Below are 21512 nucleotides of genomic sequence, written 5' to 3'. Positions count from 1 at the left end.
TGGCACCTTGATGGACCGCGCGCGCACAGCGCGGCCCGATGCCCGGCTGGACGGCGTGCTGATTGCCCCGATGCTGAGCGGCGGCGTGGAGGTGATCCTGGGCCTGCACCGCGACCCGACCTTTGGCCAGATGGTCATGTATGGCAGCGGAGGCACGGCGGTGGAGCTGTTCCAGGATGTGGCGCTGGCCTCGGCACCGCTCACGGCAGCCCGCGCCCAGGCGCTGGTGGATGCCGTGCGCTCCAGCCAGCTGCTGCGCCGTTGGCGCGGCGGCCCGCAGTATGACGAGGCCGCGCTGGTGCAGGCGCTGTGCCGGCTGTCGGGGTTTGCGATGCAGCATGCTGACAGCATCCAGAGCGTGGACATCAACCCGCTGATGGTGCGCACCCAGGGCGCCATGTGCCTGGATGCGGTGATCGAGCTGCGCGCGCAGACGCAGCAGGGGGCACAGCCATGAGCAGCGAAGCCAGGCTGGCCCAGCTGGAGGCGCAATTCCAGGCGCTCTGCGACCGCGAGGCGATCCGCGAAGCACTCTATTCGTACTGCCGGGGCATTGACCGGGGCGACGAAGCTGCCCTGCGCGCCGCCTACTGGCCCGATGCTACGGACCGCCATGGCGCCTACCAGGGCAGTGCGGAAGGCTTTATCCAGGCGGCGCTGCCCCAGCTGGCCAAGGGGCGCTACATCCACAACATCGCCAATCTGTCGATCCATCTGAACGGCGATGCCGCTGCGGCGGAGGCGTATTTTCTGGCCTACCAGACGGACAGCGATGCCGCTGGCGCGCCGCGCGCCACCTTCTTGTGCGGCCGCTATGTCGATCTGTTCACCTGCCGCACCACGGCCACCGCCGAGCGTGAATGGCGGGTGGCCAAGCGCGTGGTGGTCTACGACTGGCAGGACATCTGGGCCGCGCCCACGCAGGACGAAGCCACGCGCTTTGGCCGGCGCCTGCCTATTGGCGCCAGGGCGCCTGACGACCCCTGGTACGCGTTGATGCGCGAGGTGGCCATGCCCGCTAGCCCATAGCCGCGCCGCTCACCGCGCTCCATCTGGCGGATCGCATCCGCCCCCTCTGCCCCTGCGTTTGATTGCAGGGACTCCCTTTCTCACTGCGCTGTCTAGCACGGTGGGGATCTGCTCGGTCTAAAAAAACAGCAAAGCGTTTTCACCGTGGTCGTGCATGGGGCCAGGCCCGACCACGTCTTTCCAAAACTACACCAGGAGACAAACCATGAAAGCCAACAAGCCCAGACTTCATCCGCTGCTCGCAGCACTCATCGCCACCACGGCAGCCGGGGGGGCGGCGGCGCAAACCGCGCAGACCCAGGAGCTCAAGCAGATCACCTCGCCAGCCGGGGGGCTGGCCTCAGGCGGCAGCAGCTCGGTACAGGTCTATGGCCTGATCGACAGCAGCGTGGCCAGCGTATCGATGCAGGGCCAGCGCGCCACCAAGCTGGAGAGCGGCCACATGATGGGCTCGCGCCTGGGCTTCAAGGGCAGCGAAGATTTGGGCGGCGGCCTGCGGGCCAACTTCCAGCTGGAGATGGGCATCAACACCTCCAACGGCGCGCAGCAGCAAAACCAGGGCTTTGGCGCAAAGGCCTTTGGCCGGGGTTCGCTCATCAGCCTGACCGGCAACTTTGGCGAACTGCGCATGGGCCGTACCCTGGCATCGCTGCCGACCGAGGTGCAGGCCGTCGGTGACCCCTTTGGCCTGGGCGGCGGCGGCAACCTGCAGGGCATCCAGCCATCGCCCGGCCGGCAGAACAACAACATCCTCTACCAAAGCCCGTCGATCGGCGGCTTTATCGGCAAGGCGGCCTATACCATCAGCGAGTACACGCGCCAGAGCATTGACATCGAGCACCGTGCCCACCAGTACACCCTGGCGCTGTTCTACAAGAACGATGCCTGGAGCGCAGCCGTATCGGCCACGCGCATGACCAACCCCACCGATGGATCGGCGACGCGCTATTTCAACTCGGCGCTGGCCTATGACTTCAAGGCCTTCAAGCTGTTTGGCTCGTTTGCCACCTTCAAGAACCCCGGCGCGGCCATCACGCCGACCGTGAACACCGGACTGGACAACAGTGGCCAGTTGGCCGGATTCCCCTCCGTGGGCTACTACGAAGGCCAGGACGACCGCAGCTTCTCGATCGGTGCCTCGGTCAAGCTGGGCCCAGGCACCTTGCTGCTCAATGCCATCGACCTGAACGACACCGGCCCGCTGAACCGTGATGCGCGCCAGTATGGCGTGGCCTATCTGTACCCGATGTCCAAGCGCACCACCTTGTACACGGACTATGGCTATGTGAAGAACAAGAACGGCGCCGGCTACACCTTGACCGGCGCGGTGACCGCAGCGGGCTTTACCAACAACGGCAACAGCAATGCCTACCGGGTGGGCATCATCCACAGCTTCTGACGGCTGACGAAAGCAACAAGGCCCAGGCGTTTGGCGCGCCTGGGCCTTGTTTTATAGGTATCCCGTGTCTGGCTTAGCGAGCGGGATTGCTGGCCAGCAGACCCTGGAAAATCATGTCAATGTACTGCTGCACCACCTGGCGGGCGCTCAGCCGCCCGGTGGGCGAATGCCAGCGGGGCAGCTGGTTGAGCACGGCCAGCAGCATGCGGCTGGCGATGGTGGGGTCGACCTTCTGGAACACCTCGCTGTCCACGGCCTGCTTGATCGCATCGCGCAGCAGTTTCTCGTACTGGTCGCGCAGGGCCAGGTTCTCGGTGCGGGGCTTGGCATTGTCGCCAAACCAGAACATGTTGGAGCCGGCGATCCAGGAGTCGCGGTTGCGGTCCATGTAATCGGCCGAGGACAGCATGAACTCGCGCACCTTGCCTTCAGGGCTGGCCACCTTGCCCATGGCTGTAGACACATAGTTGACAAGGGTGCGCATGCCATCGACGAGGATGCTTTCGTAGAGCGCATCCTTGTTGGGGAAGTGGTAGTAGAGCGCCGCCTTGGTGATCTGGGCTTCGTCGGCAATGTCGCGCAGCGAGGTACCGTCAAAGCCCTTGCTGGCAAACAGCCGGACCGCTATCTCTATCAGTTGCTCTTTCCGGTCTTCCACACGCATGCGCGTGCTGCTGCCTTCTTCGGGGGCGTCGGAGGGTTTCGTCGTGTTTTTTTGCATAGTCACCAAAATTTGTTTGCCCTGATATCGGCCGGTAGACGACCGATCCGCATCCGTAGGCTTGTGGCTTCTGGGCGGTGGCACCATCATAGTTCAACGAAAATCATCCATCCATCGGGCCCCGCCCGACGCGGTCCGGCAGCCGCTAAGGCTGCGCTGACCGGGTTTTGTAGCCCTGGGCCAGCGGCAGCCATCGATGATTCTCGGCGCGTGGGACGGGGAGCTGCTAACAGCACCCAGCAAACCGAAGGTTTGCCGTTGAGGCTCGGCGCTCCCGACTTGGCGTCCCCGGCTCGGCGCCCCCAGCTAGGCGCCCCCAGTTGAGCATCCCTGACATGGCGTCCTGACGTATGCCGTGCAGACGCACGACAGGGCAGGGCGCGGCGGCCAGCCAGGCGAGGACGTACCAAGGACGGTGTAAACGGCCCTTAGTGGCCCTTCGTAGCGCTTAACGGCCCTTGTAGACCGGCTCGCGCTTTTCCAAAAACGCCTGCTGCGCCTCGCGCGTGTCTTCGGTCTTGGACAGCGCCACGGTGTTGCCTTGCTCGTAGCGGTAGGCATCACGGGTGGGCATCAGCAAGGTCATGCGCGCAGCTTCCTTGGCCAGGCGCAAGGCGATAGGACTCTTGGAGGCAATCTCGCGCGCCATCTCCATCGCATAGGGCATCAGCTGGTCGGCGGGCAGGCAGGCCTCGATCAGGCCCAGGCGGTACATCTCTTGCGCCGACACCTTCATGCCGGTAAAGAACATGCGGCGTGCGCGCGACTGGCTGAAATAGCGCTGCAAGAAGGTGACACCCCCCGCCAGGCCCACATTGATTTCAGGCATCGAGAAATAGGCATCTTCCGAGGCCACCCAGATATCCGAAGCCATCACCAGCCCAAAGCCAGCCCCCAGCGCCGGCCCGTTAATCGCCGCAATGATGGGCTTGGAGCATTCCATGATCGCGTTGTTCGACTCGCGCACCAGGCGGTTGTGGCGGCCATAGGCACCGGGCTCACCCGCCAGGTTGGGGCGCTCACGAATGTCAGCACCGGCCGAGAACACCTTGCCCGTGCCCGTGAGCACAATGCAGGCCACATCGTCACGGTCGGACAGCTCGTCAAACAGCTCCATGATCTCGTTGCGGAACTCCTTGTTCTGCGCGTTGACGGGCGGGCGGTTGAGGGTGACAACGGCAATCTTGTCCTTGATATCGACGATGAGCGTGTTGTAGGCCATGCAGGGTCTCCTGGTTGAATGCTAGTAATTTACCGGTCGGCAAGTAAATATTAGCGAATAACGGCGGAGGGCTCAAGCGGGTTGGTACGGGGGAGGGGTGGGGGTGTCGCTCAGGTGATTGGGGCGCCGAGCTCAAGCGAGAGTTGGCCAGGGTTTATTTCCGGGGCGGGGCAGGTGCAGGTGACTGGAGACACTTCTTGTCGTCGCGCTTGGGCTTGAACTTGTAGCTATGGCGTTGAGAGCCAAAAGAGAGTTTGGATGCAGCGATTGGCATGGGTGGTCGCCAGTTTGCGGTGCGCTAAGTGCATTCGCTGAGGTTGAAGTTGCCCCCAAAGTCGTAGTCACAAGAGGCAACTCAAGGCGAATTGCAGTCCATAAACTTACCAAGTCATTGCCCCAATGCCAACCAAGGGGCTCCTCGCCCCAGCTCTATTCACTGATCAGCGTAGCCAGAGACTGGGCCTTTGCGACAACGCGATCATCAGCTCTAGCTGCAGCTAGATCTAACTGCAGTAATATATTAAAATTTGGAATTCTATTTTTTTGATTGCCTCCATGATTCCCGCCGGAAAGCAAGCCTTTATGCTGAAGGTCCACTCTCTTAAAAAGCTTGTTGAAAGATCTGATGAAAGCCCCTCGAATGCAGTGAAAGAAGTGCTTCGTATTTGGCAGAAGAAGCAGTTCCCCTTGTTATCTAATGAACAAGTTAAACCAGATTCTATTTTTTATAAGGAAAAAATAATTAATGAATTAGCCTCTTGGCTAGCACTTCAACCATTGCTTGATTCTGCATTTTGGCTATCTTCTGCCTATGCGATATTGGTAGGTAATGATACTCGGAGTGAGCGATCCATGTACTTTACGCCACCTATCTTGGCTGATCGTTTAATCGATGATCTAATTGTTCATGGTGCATCTTTGACAAATCATGTCTGGCTGGATCCAGCTTGTGGTGGCGGGGCATTCTTAACCTCAGTAGGGGTTCGGATGATTGAGGCGATGGCCGAGTTAGGCATGAGCTCATCGGAAATAATTGAAAAAGTATCGACTAATTTAATAGGAAATGACCTTGACGAAACGTTAGCATTTCTATCATCACAATTTTTGCGAATGGCATTGTACGAGCAACTAGGTAGAACAACACTTCAACCTCGCTTCAAAATATTCCTCGGGGATGGATTATCATCAATGGCATGTGATGAGGCGAATGCGGACGTAATCATTTGCAATCCTCCATATCGAAAAATGAAATCGGTTGAGGTAAGTCGATATTTTGATGCATTTGGTGACATAATCGAGGGTCAACCCAATATATATGGATTATTTATTCGCCGATGTTTGAGTTTGGGTGGGGGTAACTCTATCGTGGGATTGCTTACACCGACAAGCTATTTGTCCGGTCGTCATTTCTCCAAGCTACGCAAATTTATATTGAGGGGAGCAATTGCATGTCAGCTAGACTTGGTTGATGATCGAATGGGTGTATTTATTGGTGTTTCTCAAGGCGCAGTTCTTGGTATATATAAACGTTCTACTGAAAAAATAGACATACCTTTTCATACCAAAATTTATGCACTTTCTATCACGGGAGAATTTACCTTTAATGGAGAATGCGTGCTAATTAATAACTCTGACGCATGGGTAATTCCGAGAAGTATAGTTGATCAAGAAGTAATTAGTCTGGCAGCCTCATCGTCTTATCGACTAAAAGACTATGGATACACTCCGCGAATAGGAGCTTACGTTGACTATAGGGATGTAAGAGAAACCTACGACAAAAAACCCAAAAATAGAAAAATGGATACAATTTTTCCGATTATTTGGTCAAGCGATATCACAACGGCGGGAGAAATTATTCATGGCCGTACTAGTAAGAAAGACTGTCATCATATATATATTGAAATGGGAAGCGCGGACCATCCATCAATCATGCGACGTCCAGCTGTGGCTTTGCAGAGAGTGACCTCACCAGACCAACCCAAAAGACTTGTCGCTGCTGCGATAAGTGCTGAATTTCTTGAAACTAACCGTGGCGTAGTCGGTGAAAATCATGTGATTTTCCTAGAGAAAACAAGCGAAAATGCGCTGGTATCAGTAGAGGAGCTTGTCGCTATACTTTCTTCTGAACCGATTGATCGTCTTTTTAGAAGTATTTCTGGCGCAGTAAATGTTTCGATATCGGAGTTGGGTCAATTGCCACTACCAAATCCAAATATCTTGGCAATGCTCATTAGGAAAGGACGAGAGATTGATGGTGCTGTATTAGAATCGTTTTATCACTTCTAACATAGCGAAGTGGATACTTCAAGTCTTTATATTACCTTGTGTATAAATTCCTAATTCAATAAAATTTCAATAGTCATTAAATATACACTCTGCTTGAAATTCATCATAAAAAATGAGGCTAGACATGGTAGAAATTCCATTTAATGTATCTGCTCGAGCTGCCATACTAATCGGTAGAGAGAATATAGCCAACTCAAAAGGTGCTATTATTGAGTTGGTTAAAAACTGTTACGACTCGGATAGTCAGTTTTGCATTATATACATAGATAACAGATTATCTATTATGCGCGACAAGATTTCTACTCAGCAAAAAGATAGAATGATATTGGAGGGGATCAATTCTGTGTATTTTAATCGGATATATAAGAGATCGGGGGATCACTATTTATTAGATTCGGAATGTCCATTTCGCTATTTAAATTCGTTCAAAAAGAGAATAAAGACTCTTTGTTCGCTGTATATAATAGATGCCGGAGATGGCATGTCTCGAGATGTCATCCTCAATCATTGGATGACTATAGGTACTGATAATAAATTATTTGATTATCAAACTAAATCTAGTCGTGTTAAATCCGGTGCTAAAGGAATCGGGCGTTTTGCCCTTGATAAGCTTGGTGCTAAATGCACAATGACTACAATACCGGATAAAAATAAAAACAATAATAATTCTGGGAATTTATTGCCTGGAAGTATTTGGAAAGTCGATTGGCGCGACTTCGAGGTGGGGCGTAAGACAATTAATGATGTGACCGCCTCATTGGAAGATATCAATAATTCCAACTTGATCGACTCTACATTAAATCCTTTGCAGGATTTCGATTTAAATGCTTTGTGGAATCGTTTGGGCAAGCTTGAGCATGGTAATAAAGAGGAACTGCCAAATAAAACAGCCTTTGGGAATTTTTCTCATGGTACTGTCTTAAAAATTACAAATCTTCATGATGATTGGAATGCTGAGCTGGTCACCCAAGTTTTTGAAGATTTAGAAATTCTCGTTCCTCCTAAAGACATTGAGAATTTTCGCATTTTCTTATTGTCCTCTTTGGAACCTGATAAGTACGGAGAGATCCTGGGGCCAGACTGTGAAGATTTCGACTACAAGGTAGAGGCAAGAGCTAATTCTGATCAGGAGGTTGAGATAACTATCTTCAGGGAAGAGTATGATGCGGGGAAAATACCCAAAGACTTCTTTAATTTGGAAAGTACTCGAGTAAATATTCCGAATTTCCCTGATAAAAAATGGACTCGGGTCTATAAATTTTCTGAGTTATTAGAAGGTTTCAAGGATGCTGACGATAATCTGCGAAAAATTGGAATGTTTGATTTCAATTTTTATTTCCTGAAACGCACATCGACGAAGAAGGACACGGAAAGATTTTTTTATAAAGAGATATCCGATAAAAGCCGGAAAGAATGGCTGAAACAGTTTGCCGGCATAAAAATCTACAGAGATAATTTTAGGGTGCGGCCCTATGGAGAAGTCAAAGAAGCGGCGTTTGATTGGCTCGGATTAGGACTGAGGCAGTCTTCAAGCCCAGCAGGGGTTGCAAAGGATACCCATGGCTATAAGGTGCGTCCAGAAAATATAGCTGGTGCTATAAAAATTTCGCGGTTGACAAACCTCGAATTCGAAGATAAATCTAGTAGAGACGGTCTGCAAGAAACAAAAACTTTCAAAGTCTTTAAGAACCTTATCATTAGCATAATCGGTAAGTTTGAAGAAGATCGCTCGTCCATCGCTAAAGAGCTGTCCACATACAGCAAAAATAATCCGGGTGAGCAGGCGGGTCTCAACGGTCAGACTGAAAGCTTGGCGAAACAAATTATTCAGCGCGAGCGGGAGAAAAGGAGTCAAAACTCCCGACCTCTTGTGATACCTAATGCAGCTGTGAATACAAGCTCTATTCCACCATCAGGCGATTCTCCTCAGAATGACAGAGATTTAGCTATTCTGGCTATGTACGCGGAGGGGATGGCAGAGGAGAATGAGAAATTACTGGAAGAGCAAAAGCTGCTACGTGGCATGGCTAGTAGTGGTATTGTTGCTGCCTCATTCGGCCATGATCTTAGTAAAACCAAAGATAGTTTAAATACCCGCTTCGAAGAGCTAACTAGTCTTTTTGCGCCGAAAGTTATTCCTTCGGATTTTGAATCTTTTGATGAATTCGACAACCCCTTTGAATTCATGAAGGAAATGAAGAGGGATGATAGAAATATTGCGATGTGGCTGGGATTTTCATTAGGATTTGCCAGAAAAGATAAGCGAAAGCGTAAGCAAATTTTTCTTGAGCAGTTTTTCAAAACTTTGGAAGCAAATTGGCATGAAACTCTATTAGATCGAGGCATTACATTAGTTATTGAATGTCCCGAAGATCTAAAAATGAGAATCTTTGAAATTGACTTTGATAGTATTTTTTTGAATTTGCTTGTTAATACAATCGAAGCATTTAAGCTTTCCAAGCGACAAGGAGCTCGTAGGATATTAATAAAATGCACCGAGACATCTGAAAAAATTAAGGTGGAATATACGGATACCGGCCCAGGTTTGCCTCTTCATCTAGAGGAGCCGGAGATTATTTTTAAGCCAATGTATACTACAAAAAGGGACTCCGTTGGCCAAGAAGTTGGAACAGGTCTGGGAATGTGGATTGTTAAAGTAATTTCCGATGAGTACCAGGCGAATGCTCAGTTGTTGCCGAGAGATCCAAACTCAGGTTTTGGAATTACATTCAATTTTCAACAGAAATATAGAAGTCAGAACTAGCATATGACATACAGTATACTTTTCATCGATGAACAAAGAGAAGCTCATCGAAGTTTTAAGAAAGACTTTTTGGATCGAAATCGAGAACGTTTTTCTGGAGAGTATGTGGTGCCCACTGCTACTTTGGAGGAAATGATGGAGATGATTTATGAGAAGGCGCCTGATATTGTTCTGACAGATTTTTCTCTAAATGACATCAAAGTCGATTTACCGAGTCCTTATACGGTTGAGTATAACGGAGGAGATATAGCTAACGAGCTACTTGCCAGAAGAAAAAATTTCCCTGTATTTATTGCGACGTCTTTAGGTGATGATGCAGCCCGTAGTGGATGCGATGTCAAGCTTATATTCGAAAAATATGGAAGCTTTAAAGAGAGTCAAAGTGAAAATGATTCGCCTCCAGATACTCAGCATTTGACGTTTGCAGACAGAATTTATTACGAAGTCCGCGCATATAAAAAATCAATGGATGACGCGTCGCTTGAGTTCGATGCACTCATTAAAAAACAAAAAAACAACGAGCTGAGTCTTTCCGAAGAAGAGCGTTTGGCTAAATTGGATGATTTTATTGAGTCGGGTCTCGACTCCAGATCGAGGCTGCCGGATGCATTGCGGGATACTACTACCATTAAACGATTGGATAGTTTGATCTCGTTAGCGGAGAAGATTTTGGAGAAAAGTAAAGGAAAGTCATGACTCAGATCCCATTTCGCGAAACCTCTCCAAAAAGGAGTTGTTCTAAAACGTTTGCATCCTACAGAAGCTACAAGACGTATTTGGCCGACGACTTCAACTGCAGGTGTGGATATACAGATAGTCATCATCGATGGTTTGGTGGCATTTCGACATTTCACATTGACCACTTTCAGCCTCACTCAAAGTTTCCCGCATTCAAGACTCAATATTCAAACCTTGTGTACGCATGTTCTTACGTAAATATATTGAAGTCAAATGATGACTCTACAAATTACTTAGATCCTTGTACAACTGATTACAATCAGCATTTTTTTAGAGATCGAAGTGGTCGAATCCAACCAAACTCTGCGAGTCCTCAGGCTCTCTATATGTATAATAAGCTTAAGCTTGGTCTTGTCAGATACCAGGTGATTTGGCTATTGGAAAAATGCAATAAGACGATGGAGGATTTGGCGGCATTGGCGAATACTCTTCCGAATGGTAGTGAAGAGGAGCGGGCAATACATAAACTTTATTTCGAGATAGGGGAGGAGTTCAGGAAGCAATTTTTATTCTTGACTGAGTAATAAATCAGACGCCCGCTCAGGTGTGAATTTCATCAGTCGATCAAACCCGAATATTTCACAAGTTATTTGATTTCTTACATTTTTGCGTGGTCGTTGATTAAGTTATTTCTGAATGGTGACCACGCATTTTTGCGAATGTGCAGGCATCTCAGTGCCTTTGAAGAGCTGCTGGCGGCGTAATTTATTGGTGTTTTTACTAGTGCCTCTTCGGTAATGAATCTGCATGTATCGCCAGCAGTCAATGCTTCGGGGAATTCTTCTCCCTTAGGCATGGTTAATGCCTGGCTAGAGCATTGACCGATATTGTTGTCATAATCAGGTGAGTTGAAAGTCGATGATATGTATTCTGGTGCCTGCATCTCACCTATAAATAATGTGAGGGTGGAATGCTGTACTGAAAAAAATCACTGGCGAGGTGCCTGTCTTGGCTCTCTGTATCACCGCTGCGAGAAGGTCGGCGGTAGCTACCACCGCTGTGGCTTCCAGAATCGGGCGACTATATTGGGTCTAACGCTGCCGCTATCTCATCCCAATACGCAGGACTTAGCGACCAAAATAGCTAAAAATGCAGAACTGAGTGAGCCAAGCATTCAAATATCAACGATACATGCTCGCCCAATTTCTTGTATTGGCCCAATTCCAATTTCAAACCTATTGCAGGCTGCCGCCGACAATAACCATACCTGCCACCCCTAAACCGCCAAAGTCCCCCCATCCACCGGCAACGTCACCCCATTCACATAACTAGCCAACCCCGACACCAAAAACACCGCCGGCCCCGCCAGCTCCTGCGGCACACCAATGCGCCCAGCAGGCGTGCGCTGGATAAAGCCTTGCAGGCGCTGCGGGTTGTTGCGGGTGGCTTCGGTCATGGGGGTGTGGATGACGCCGGGGGCCAGGGCGTTGACGCGAATGCCGTCGCGGCCCAGGTCGAGGGCCAAGGTTTGGGTGGCCATTTTTACGGCGCCTTTGGAGGCGGAGTAGCCCATGGCGTTGCCCTGGGCGATAAAGGCCGCGCCGGAGGCGATGTTGAGGATGCAGCCGCGCGTGGCGCGCAGGGCGGGTAGCCAGGACTGCACCATGTTGTAGAGGCCGAAGACATTGACATCGATGACCTGGCGCAGGTGGCGCGATGCCTGGGGGTGGTCGATGCCTTCGCGGATCAGCAGGCCGGCGTTATTGACGAGCGTGTCCACCGGGCCGATGTCGCTGCCGATGCGTGCGGCCAGTGCCTGGCAGGCCTCCAGATCGGTCACATCCAGCGCAAAGGCCCAGGCGTCGACACCTGCGGCTTTTACCTGGGCCAGGGTGTCGGCGCAGCGCGCAGTGTCCAGGTCGGTCACTATTACGCGGGCGCCGGCCTTGGCAAAGCTGATGGCGATGGCCTGGCCGATGCCGCTGGCCGCGCCGGTGACAAGGGCCAGGCGGCCTTGCAGCAAGCCGGGCGTTTCGGGGAAATGGCTGGGGGCTTGGGGCTGGACAGGGGCTTGCTCGGGTACGGATGTTGAATCGCTCATGCTCATGCTCCTTGTCCAGTTTGGGTTCGGCTTTGGCGCTCGGCCTGGTTGTGGGCCTCCTGCGGTGCCGACTGGCGTGCCTGGCGGGTTTCCAGCCAGGCGTAGAGCTGGCCGATGATGCCCTTGCGGAACAGCATCACGACGACGACAAAGACGAGGCCCTGGATGATCAGCACCCACTCGGCCATGGCGACCAGGTAGTTCTGCATGCTGACGATGATGGCCGCTCCAATGACAGGGCCCAGCAAGGTCTGCAGGCCGCCGACGATGCAGATGAGCAGCGCCTCGCCGGAGGTGGTCCAGTTCACATCGTTGAGCGTGGCCAGCTGGAAGGTGATGACCTTGAGCGCACCGGCCAGGCCCGCGAGCGCGGCCGACAGCACAAAGATCACCAGCTTGTAGCGCAGCACCTGGTAGCCCAGCGACTGGGCGCGTGCTTCGCTGTCGCGGATGGCGCGCAGCACCTGGCCGAAGGGCGAGTAGACGATGCGGTAGATGAGCCAGAAGGCGGCGGCGACCAGGGTGGCGGCAAAGTAGTACAGGGTGGTGTTGTCGGCCAGCGAGATAAAGCCAAACACCTCTGGCCGGGGCACGTTCTGGATGCCGTCCTCACCGCCGGTAAAGGGCAGGCGCAGCGCAAAGAAGTAGATGACCTGGGAGAAGGCCAGGGTGATCATCGAGAAGTAGATGCCATGGCGGCGGATGGCCAGCAGCCCGGTGACAACGGCCACGGCCATGGCGCAGAGCATGGCCAGCACGATGGCGGCCGAGCCGTCCCAACCCCAGACCTTGATGGCATGGGCGGCCGCATAACCGGCCGTGCCAAAAAACATCGCATGGCCAAAGGACAGCAGGCCGGCGTAGCCCATCAGCAGGTTGACCGATGCGGCCAGCAGCGCGTAGCACATCAGCTTGATCAGAAAGACCGGGTAGGCCACCAGTGGCGCCAGCAGCAGGGCCACCAGCGCCAGCACCAGCAAGAGGGTGTTGGTGCGTTGTGAGAAGAAATGCATGTTCAATCCTTGGGAAAGACAAGAGCTTGGGTGGAGACCCAGGGGGCAGGGCGGTGCGGGCGCATCAGTGCGCTCTGCCAAACAGGCCGTTGGGGCGCACGGCCAGCACGATGATCATCACGATGAAGATGACCACGCCGGCGCCCTCGGGGTAGATGACGCGGGTCAGGCCCTCGATGGCGCCCAGCGCAAAGCCGGTGATGATCGATCCCATGATCGAGCCCATGCCGCCGATGACCACCACGGCAAAGACGATGATCATCAGGTTCGAGCCCATCAGCGGGCTGACCTGGTAGATGGGCGCGGCCATTACGCCACTGAAGCCGGCCAGGCCCACGCCCAGCGCATAGGTCAGGGTCAGCATGCGCGGCACGTTGATGCCGAAGGTGCGCACCAGGGGCGTGTTCTCGTTGGCGGCGCGCAGGTAGGCGCCCAGCTTGGTTTTTTCGATGAAGTACCAGGTCACCAGGCAGACGGCCAGGCCCGCCAGAATCACCCAGACGCGGTACATCGGCAAAAAGCTCAGGCCCACATCGATGCCGCCTTGCAGCGGGTTGGGGTAGGGCTGGCCGCTGACGCCAAACCACAGCCGGAAGGCGCCCTCCATCAGGATGGAGATGCCGAAGGTGAGCAGCAGCGCGTAGACATGGTCTACCGCGTACAGGTGGCGCAGCATGGTGCGCTCCAGCAGGATGCCGAAGGCCGCCACCACCAGCGGCGCTAGGATCAACGCCCACCAGTAGCTCAGCCCCAGGTAGTGCAGCAGGCCCCAGGCCACGAAGGCGCCCAGCATGTACTGCGCGCCGTGGGCAAAGTTCACCACATGCAGCAGGCCGAAGATGATCGACAGGCCCAGGCTCATCAGCGCGTAGAACGAGCCATTGATGAGGCCCACCACGAGCTGGCCGATCAGCGCGGCTGTCGGGATTCCGAAAAGAGTATCCATAGTGTTGTCTCCGCCTGTCACAGTCCCAGCAGCGCTTCGATCTCGTCGCGCCGCGTTTCCAACTCGGCGCGGTGGAAGTGGCTGGCCACGCGCCCTTCCTCGATCACGTAGAAGCGGTCAGCCACCGATGCGGCAAAGCGGAAGTTCTGCTCCACCATCAGCACCGTGTAGCCGCGCGCGCGGATCATCTCCAGCGTCTGGCCGATCTTCTGCACGATGACCGGTGCCAGTCCTTCGGTGGCCTCATCGAGCAGCAGCAGGCGCGCGCCGGTGCGCAGAATGCGGGCAATGGCCAGCATTTGCTGCTCACCACCCGACAGGCGCGTGCCCGGGCTCTTGCGGCGCGCATGCAGGTTGGGGAAGACCTGGTAGATGTCCTCCACCGTCAGCCCGCCGGGGTGCAGCACGGGCGGCAGCATCAGGTTTTCTTCGGTGCTGAGGCTGGCAAAAATGCCGCGCTCCTCGGGGCAATAGGCCACACCCAGGTGGGCAATGGCCTCGGGCGGCAGGCCTTCGGTGGGCTGGCCCTGGATGCTGATCTGGCCTTCGCGCTTTTTGAGCAGGCCCATGATGGCGCGCAAGGTCGTCGTTTTGCCGGCGCCATTGCGGCCCAGCAGGCAGACGACCTCGCCTTCGCCCACATGCAGGTCGATGCCGTCGAGCGCCAGGGTTTCGCCATACCAGGCGCGCAGGTTCTGCACCTGCAGCATCTGGCGCAGCGCGGTGTTGTTGTCGCCGTTGTTGGCGTTGTTGTTCTCAGGCATGGGCGGCCCCTCCGACATAGGCTTCAATGACCCTGGGGTCGCGCGATACCTCGTCATAGCTGCCTTCGGCCAGCACCTGGCCGGCCTGCAGCACGGTGACGGTCTCGCACAGATGCGATATCACCTTCATGTTGTGCTCCACCATCAGCACGGTGCGCCCCTGCGCCACCTTGCCGATCAGTTCCACCACCGGCCAGATGTCCTCATGGCCCAGGCCCGCCATGGGCTCGTCCAGCAAAATCATCTCGGGCTCCATTGCGATCGTGGTGACCAGCTCCAGCACGCGCTTGCGGCCATAGGGCAGGTCGCAGGCCTTGACGTTTTTCCAGCGCGTCAGGCCCACGCTGTCCAGCAGGTCCATCGCACGCTCGTCCAGCGCGCTCAGCACCTTGACCGAGCGCCAGAACGTGAACGTGCCGCCGGTCTTGCGCTGCAGCGCAATGCGCACGTTCTCCAGCACCGTCATGTGGCTGAAGACGGCCGCAATCTGGAACGAGCGCACGAGGCCCAGGGCCGACACGCTGGCCGGATCGCTGCGCGAAATATCACGCCCGTTGAACAGCACCTGGCCCGAGCTGGGGCGCAAGAAGGTGGTCAGCAGGTTGAAGCAGGTGGTCTTGCCGGCACCATTGGGGCCGATCAGCGCATGCACCGAGTGGCGCTGGACTTTCAGGTTCACGTCCTTGACGGCATAGAAACCGCTGAACTGGCGGCAGAGCTGGCGCGCTTCCAGGATGGGGGCATCCGCCTCGGGGGGAGCAGTCATGGCGGCGCCTCCGATCAGATGAAGGACTGGGTGGCGCCGCCGTCGACCAGCATCGATTCGCCGGTGACAAAGCGGCTGTCGTCCGACGCGAAAAAGCAGGCGGCGCGGGCAATGTCCTGCACCGTGCCGAGGCGCCCCATCGGCGTCTTGGCGATGCGCAGCCGCACTTTTTCTGCATCGACATTGATGCCCACGCCTTCGGTCGGGATGGAGCCGGGGCAGACCGAGTTGATGCGGATGCCGCGTGGCCCGAGCTCCGCCGCTGCTGCGCGCGACAGGCCCAGCGCTCCGGCCTTGACGCCGCAGTACACCATGCCCTGGGGCATGCCGATAAAGGCCGCCGCCGAGGCGATGTTGACGATGCTGCCGCCGTCGTCCATGGCTTCGGCTGCTGTCTGGATGCCCCAGACGATGGAGTTGAAGCCGGTGCCCACCATGCGCTGCAGCGCTTCGGGCGTGATGTCGGCAATCGGGCCGTAGCGCACCCAGATGGCGTTGTTGACCAGAATGTCGAAGCGGCCGTAGCGCTGCTTCAGATCGGCAATCGCGCTGCTGAAGCTCTCGCGGTCAGCCACATTGCCGCCATAGGCATGGGCGCGGCCGCCCTGGGCCACGATGGCTGCGGCCACCTCAGCCGCCTTGTCCTCGGCGCGGTCCAGAATGCCGATGCTGCCGCCCTCGTCCGCGATGGCCTGCACGATGGCGCGGCCGATACCTTGTGCGCCGCCGGTCACGAGTGCGACCTTGCCTGCAAAGCGTTGTGTCATGGTGTTTGTCTCCTGGTCAAATTAAAAATAAGGTCCGCCACGTCTCAGCGTGGGCTGTTGGTATCGTCAAAACGCGCTTCTTCCAGCCCCGTTGCGGCCAGGCCGTCGATGACGAAGACGGCCCCCGCATCCGGGTGGCTGGAGCGCAGCAGGTTGCCGCTGTTGCTGATCGAGGTGAGGTAGATGGTTTGCAGCGCCGGGCCGCCAAAGGCGGGGCAGGTGACGTAGGCATCGGCGGGAAAATCCACCGTACCGGCCAGCTCGCCACTGGGCGTAAAGCGGGCCAACTGGCCGCTCAGCACCATGGCCACCCAGAGATAGCCCTGGGCATCGACGGTGGCGCCATCGGGCGCCAGGCCCAGCGCGGCGGTGTCGATAAAGGCCTCGCGGGCACCGCAGGCGCCGGTGGCCGGGTCATAGGCATAGCGCCAGATCTGGCGCGCCGGGCTATCGGCAAAGTACAGCCAGCGGCCGTTGGGGCTAAAGCAGGTGGCGTTGGCGACCTGAAAGCCCTGGTCCAGCTCGCGCAGGCGGCCATCACCGCTCAGCTGGTAGAGCTTGCCGGTGGGTGACTGCGGCGTCATGCTCATCGAGCCGACCACAAAGCGGCCACCCCGGTCGCAGCGTCCGTCGTTCAGGCGCATGCGCTCGCCCTGGTGTTGCACCTGTACGCCCATGGGCGTGGTCTGGCCGTTGTCCGGGTCCAGAAAATGGAAGTCATCTTCCAGCGCGAGCAGCAAGCGCCCGCTGCGGCACAGCGCGATCGAGCCGATATGGGCATGCAGCGCCCACTGCTGCTGCCGGCCGTCTGCCGGCCAGTAGCGGTGTACCCACTGGGCGCGGCCATCGATCCAGTACAGCGATTGCGTGGCCACATCCCACAGCGGGCATTCGCCCAGCAGATCGCGCTGGGGCAGCAGTGGATGGATGCGCGCGGCCGCTGCCTGCGCGGTGAGGGCGTTCATGTCTTGTCTCCTGGTGCGGTCAGCCAAGGCGGTGCCTTGGCTGCTGCGGGTGCGCCGGCCTCTCTAGGGGGCCGTGCGCGTAGCGAGCGGGTGTTGGTCTTAGTTGGCGACGGGTGCCGAAAGGGTGGCTGTGGGCAGCTGGTAGCCTTTGAACTGCTCGCGCAGCCGGGTCTTGAGCAGCTTGCCGGTCGCGGTGTGGGGCAGCTCGTCGACAAACTCGACTGCATCGGGCAGCCACCAGCGCGCCAGCCGGTCCTTCATAAAGTCCAGCACTTCCTGGCCGCTGACATCGCTGCCGGGCTTGCGCACGATGACCAGCAGCGGGCGTTCCTGCCAGCGCTCGTGGTGCACGCCGATGACGGCCGCTTCCTTGACAGCGGGATGGGCCAGTGCCAGGTTCTCGATGTCGATCGACGAGATCCACTCGCCGCCGGACTTGATGACATCCTTGGCGCGGTCGGTGATCTGTACAAAGCCTTCGTCATCGATACGGGCCACATCGCCGGTGCTGAACCAGCCTTGCGCATCCAGTGCCGAGCCGGCCTCTTGCCCGTAATACGCAGAGATGACCCAGGGGCCGCGCACGCGCAGCTCGCCAGGGGCTGGGTCGCCGGGCGGCAGCTGCTGGCCCTCGTCATTGAAGATGGCCACATCCACGCCATACATGGGCCGGCCCTGGCGGGCACGTACATCGATGCGCTCATCGCGGGCCAGAGCCTCATGCTGGGGCAGCAGGGTGCTGACGGTGGCAACCGGGCTGGTCTCGGTCATGCCCCAGGCCTGGTTGGCGGTGACACCCAGCAGGCTGTCGAACTGGTCGATCATTGCGCGCGGTGCGGCCGAGCCGCCCATCATGATGCGTTCGAGCTTCAAGGCATCCTTGTCGGCAGCTGGCAGGCTCTCGACATACTGCAAAAAGCCCATCCAGACGGTGGGAACGCCCAGCGAGAAAGTGCAGCCCTCGTCGCGCATCAGCTGGTAGAGCGCCTTACCACTCAAGTCCGGCCCGGGCAGCACCAGCTTGGCGCCGCACATGGCGCTGGCATAGGGCAGGCCCCAGGCGTTGACATGGAACATCGGCACGGTCAGCAGCACGCAATCGCGGGCGCGCAAGGCCAGCCCATCGGCCGCGCAGACCACCCAGGAATGCAGCACGGTAGAGCGGTGGCTGTAGAGCACGCCCTTGGGGTTGCCGGTGGTGCCCGAGGTGTAGCACAGCGATGAGGCGCTGTCTTCGGCGAGTTCGGGCCAGTCAAAATCGCCCGCGTCCTCGGCCACCAGGTCCTCGTAGCACAGCAGGGGAGCGGGCAGGTCCATCGCCGGCATCTGCTCTGGCTTGCACAGTGCCACATAGGCCTTCACCGTTTTGAGGCTGGGCGCCAGCTCGGCCACCAGGCCGGCAAAGCTCAGATCGAAGAACACATAATCATCGGCCGCGTGGTTGATGATGTAGCGGATCTGGTCGGCAAACAGGCGCGGGTTGACGGTGTGCAGCACCGCGCCGGCGCCCGATACGGCGTAGTACAGCTCCAGATGGCGGTGCGTGTTCCAGGCCAGCGTAGCCATGCGTGCACCACTGGCCATGCCCTGGCGCAGCAGGGCGGCGGCCAGGCGCCGCGAGCGCTGGGACACGGTCAGCCAGTTCGAGCGCGTGAGCTCCCCGTCCGGGGTGCGGGAGACAACTTCCACCTGGGGATGAAAGCGTGCTGCATGTTCCAGCAAGCCGGAAATCCGCAGCGCGCGCTGCTGCATTAGCCCTTGCATGTTGCTCCTTGTTTTGTTTTATATACCTGTCGGCAGGTAAAAAGTTTAGCAGCCGCAGCAGCGTCGCAAGCCCGGGATTACCCTGGACTTGTCCCCTCCAAAACGCTTGCGGGGAAACCCTGTTGTTTACCGGTCGGCAAGTAGGCATGATGCAGCGAGAACAAGGTGGAGGCGAGCTGCCATCCCCTATCGAGCCGGTGCCCCGCTGCGGTGTGGCGGGGCGGCCGGCACCAGCCAGCAGGAGACAAAGAGCAATGGACAATCACACAATCCACCAGGTGGATGCGGTCATCGTGGGCGCCGGTTTTGGCGGTCTGTGCGCAGTGCACAAGTTCCGGGAGATGGGGCTGAAGATCCAGGCCTTTGAGGCCGGTGGCGATGTGGGCGGCGTCTGGTACTGGAACCGCTACCCCGGCGCGCGGGTCGATCTGCCCAGCATCGACTACAGCTTCTCCTTCTCGCCCGAGATCGAGCAGGAATGGACCTGGTCCGAGCAGTTTGCCGCGCAGCCCGAGCTGATGCGCTACTTCAACTTTGTCGCCGAGCGGCTGGACCTGCGCAAGCACTACCAGTTCAACACCCGTGTGGACAGCGCCCGCTGGGACGAGGCGCGCCAGCTGTGGGTGGTGCGCACCAACCGGGGCGAATGCTATGAGGCGCGCTATTGCATCATGGCGACCGGCCCGCTGTCGGTGCCCAAGGAGCCCGAGATTGAAGGCATTGCGCGCTTTGGCGGCCAGATCCTGCGTGCGGCGCGCTGGCCGCATGAGCCGGTGGATTTCAGCGGCAAGCGGGTGGGCGTGATCGGCACCGGATCGACCGGCATCCAGATCGTGCAGGAAGTGGGCAAGCAGGCGTGTGAGCTGTTCGTCTTCCAGCGCACGCCCAGCTTTACGATGCCGATGCGCAATGTGCCGCTGGAGCCTCAGTACGTCGCCGAGGTCAAGCGCCACTATGCCGGCATCCGCGAGCTGGCACGCAACAGCAATGTGGGTGGCGTGCGGCCGCAATCGAGCCGCCCGTTTTTCAGCGTGACCCCGGCGCAGCGCCAGGCGCTGCTGGAAGATGCCTGGCTGCAAGGCGGCCTGGCGATGCTGGGTACCTTTGCCGATCTGATGCAAAACGAGCAGGCCAACGAGGAAGTGGCCGAGTTTGTGCGCGGCAAGATTGGCGAGGCGGTAGACGACCCAGCCACTGCCGAGGCCTTGAAGCCGCGCGGCTACCCCATCTTTGCCCGCCGCCCGTGCCTGGACACCGGCTACTACGAAACCTACAACCAGCCCCATGTGCATCTGCGCGACTGCATCACCGACCCCATCGTGTCCATCACCGAGAAGGGCCTGCGCACGCAGTCGGGCGAGGTGGAGCTGGATGTGCTGATCTTTGCCACCGGCTACGACGGCCTGACCGGCGCGCTGCTGGCCTTTGAGGTGGAAGGGCGCGATGGCCTGACGGTGCAGCAGAAGTGGAAGGAGGGTGCGACCTCCTGCCTGGGCATCATGATGCATGGCTTCCCCAACCTGTTCATGACCACCGGGCCCAATGGCCCCTCGGCCCTGGCCAATGTGGTGCGCACCAGCGAGAACGATGTGGACTGGACGGCGGCTGCCATCCGCCACATGCAGGCCCAAGGCTTTAGCAGTATCGAGCCCAGCGCGCAAGAGGAGCGGGCCTGGATGGACCTGGTCCATTCGCTGGCGCCGCGCACCTTGCTGTCCAAGGCCAAGACCTGGTATGTGGGCGCCAATGTGCAAGGCAAGGCACCGGGCCTGACCATGTTTACCGGCGGCTTCCAGAAGTACCGCGAGCACTGCAACGCTGCCATCCAGAAGGGCTTCAGCGGCTACCACTTTGCGCAAAAGCGCGACCGCGAGCGCACGGCAGACGCCAGCGCAACAGTGGAAAACGCCACGCACTGATAACCTGGGTTTTCAAGTCCCTGACAGGCCATGCGGCCCCCGGGGGCTGTGCCTGCCTGCGCCCTGCAGCGGGGCATTTTTATCTTCCACCAAGAGCTGCCAGCCATGAGCAACGTCACCTTTCACAGCGCAGACGGGATAGGCCGTATCTGCATCTCCCACCCGCCGCTGAACCTGTTCTCGCACAGCCTGCTGACGGGGCTGAGCGCCGCGCTGGCGCAGTTTGAGGCCTATGCCTCGCTGCCGCTGCTGCTGATCCATTGCGAAGGCCCGTCCTTTGTTGCGGGCGCGGACATTGCCGAGTTCAACAACCCGGCGTTTTCTGCCGAGGCCATCAATGCGCTGCTCAACCGCATCGAGGCACAGACGCGCCCTGTTGTGGTGGCCCTGCATGGCACGGTGCTGGGC

Annotated in this window: 17 protein-coding genes and 1 pseudogene; 8 read left to right on the top strand and 10 right to left on the bottom strand. The window is 57.3% G+C overall.

Annotation, left to right across the window (positions count from 1 at the left end):
• From H928_RS33690 to H928_RS0120260, 3 genes are all read left to right on the top strand, one after another.
• A partial coding sequence (locus tag H928_RS33690; RefSeq protein WP_043341274.1) for an acetate--CoA ligase family protein occupies positions 1-457 on the top strand: 457 nt, incomplete at its 5' end.
• Positions 454-1029, top strand: a complete 576-nt coding sequence (locus H928_RS0120265; protein WP_021028142.1) for a nuclear transport factor 2 family protein — start codon at positions 454-456, stop codon at positions 1027-1029. The genes H928_RS33690 and H928_RS0120265, both read left to right, overlap by 4 nt.
• Before the next feature lie 205 nt (positions 1030-1234).
• Positions 1235-2428, top strand: a complete 1194-nt coding sequence (locus H928_RS0120260) for a porin (protein ID WP_021028141.1) — start codon at positions 1235-1237, stop codon at positions 2426-2428.
• Positions 2429-2501: 73 nt separating this feature from the next.
• On the opposite strand, the gene H928_RS0120255 is transcribed toward H928_RS0120260, so the two are convergent.
• Together H928_RS0120255 and H928_RS0120250 are read right to left on the bottom strand one after the other, a co-directional pair.
• Positions 2502-3149, bottom strand: a complete 648-nt coding sequence (locus H928_RS0120255) for a TetR/AcrR family transcriptional regulator (RefSeq protein WP_021028140.1) — start codon at positions 3147-3149, stop codon at positions 2502-2504.
• Positions 3150-3597: 448 nt separating this feature from the next.
• Positions 3598-4371, bottom strand: coding sequence for an enoyl-CoA hydratase/isomerase family protein (locus H928_RS0120250; RefSeq protein ID WP_021028139.1), 774 nt, complete (start codon positions 4369-4371; stop codon positions 3598-3600).
• A 555-nt stretch (positions 4372-4926) separates the two neighbouring features.
• Here H928_RS0120250 and H928_RS31090 point away from each other — a divergent pair.
• From H928_RS31090 to H928_RS31800, 3 genes are all read left to right on the top strand, one after another.
• Complete coding sequence (locus H928_RS31090; protein WP_084635897.1) at positions 4927-6657, top strand: Eco57I restriction-modification methylase domain-containing protein; 1731 nt, start codon at positions 4927-4929, stop codon at positions 6655-6657.
• Positions 6658-6781: 124 nt separating this feature from the next.
• Positions 6782-9421 (top strand): sensor histidine kinase, encoded by a 2640-nt coding sequence (locus tag H928_RS28960; RefSeq protein ID WP_043341284.1) that lies wholly within the window; start codon positions 6782-6784, stop codon positions 9419-9421.
• 108 nt (positions 9422-9529) lie between these two features.
• Complete coding sequence (locus tag H928_RS31800) at positions 9530-10117, top strand: hypothetical protein (protein ID WP_148293245.1); 588 nt, start codon at positions 9530-9532, stop codon at positions 10115-10117.
• Positions 10118-11375: 1258 nt separating this feature from the next.
• Here the strand turns inward: H928_RS31800 and H928_RS0120225 are convergent.
• The 8 genes from H928_RS0120225 to H928_RS0120190 all read right to left on the bottom strand — a co-directional run bounded on the left by H928_RS0120225 (position 11376) and on the right by H928_RS0120190 (position 19185).
• Positions 11376-12200 carry an SDR family NAD(P)-dependent oxidoreductase gene (locus H928_RS0120225; RefSeq protein ID WP_084635896.1) on the bottom strand — a complete coding sequence of 275 codons (825 nt, stop codon included), beginning with the start codon at positions 12198-12200 and terminating at the stop codon, positions 11376-11378.
• Between the two features lie 2 nt (positions 12201-12202).
• Entirely contained in the window at positions 12203-13213 is a 1011-nt protein-coding gene (locus H928_RS28955) for a branched-chain amino acid ABC transporter permease (protein ID WP_084635901.1), read from the bottom strand.
• Between the two features lie 64 nt (positions 13214-13277).
• On the bottom strand, positions 13278-14159 hold the full coding sequence (locus H928_RS0120215; protein ID WP_021028133.1) for a branched-chain amino acid ABC transporter permease: 882 nt from the start codon (positions 14157-14159) through the stop codon (positions 13278-13280).
• Between the two features lie 17 nt (positions 14160-14176).
• Complete coding sequence (locus H928_RS0120210) at positions 14177-14923, bottom strand: ABC transporter ATP-binding protein (protein WP_021028132.1); 747 nt, start codon at positions 14921-14923, stop codon at positions 14177-14179.
• Positions 14916-15689 (bottom strand): ABC transporter ATP-binding protein, encoded by a 774-nt coding sequence (locus tag H928_RS0120205; RefSeq protein ID WP_021028131.1) that lies wholly within the window; start codon positions 15687-15689, stop codon positions 14916-14918. Before H928_RS0120205 ends, H928_RS0120210 begins: the two co-directional genes overlap by 8 nt.
• A gap of 14 nt (positions 15690-15703) precedes the next feature.
• Positions 15704-16456, bottom strand: a complete 753-nt coding sequence (locus H928_RS0120200; protein ID WP_021028130.1) for an SDR family NAD(P)-dependent oxidoreductase — start codon at positions 16454-16456, stop codon at positions 15704-15706.
• 44 nt (positions 16457-16500) lie between these two features.
• A complete protein-coding gene (locus H928_RS0120195) occupies positions 16501-17421 on the bottom strand; it encodes an SMP-30/gluconolactonase/LRE family protein (RefSeq protein ID WP_021028129.1) in 921 nt (306 codons plus the stop codon).
• Between the two features lie 99 nt (positions 17422-17520).
• The gene (locus tag H928_RS0120190) at positions 17521-19185 is read right to left on the bottom strand and encodes a long-chain fatty acid--CoA ligase (protein WP_021028128.1); all 1665 of its coding nucleotides are present in this window, start codon (positions 19183-19185) and stop codon (positions 17521-17523) included.
• 254 nt (positions 19186-19439) lie between these two features.
• Between H928_RS0120190 and H928_RS0120185 the strand changes: the two genes are divergently transcribed.
• On the top strand, positions 19440-21104 hold the full coding sequence (locus H928_RS0120185; RefSeq protein WP_021028127.1) for an NAD(P)/FAD-dependent oxidoreductase: 1665 nt from the start codon (positions 19440-19442) through the stop codon (positions 21102-21104).
• A gap of 105 nt (positions 21105-21209) precedes the next feature.
• Positions 21210-21512: pseudogene (locus tag H928_RS32560) on the top strand (3-hydroxyacyl-CoA dehydrogenase); the annotation flags it as partial.

It is taken from the genome of Comamonas sp. B-9 (assembly GCF_000410635.1).
GTDB lineage: Bacteria > Pseudomonadota > Gammaproteobacteria > Burkholderiales > Burkholderiaceae_C > Comamonas.
This window is presented reverse-complemented; position numbering and strand designations above follow the sequence as displayed.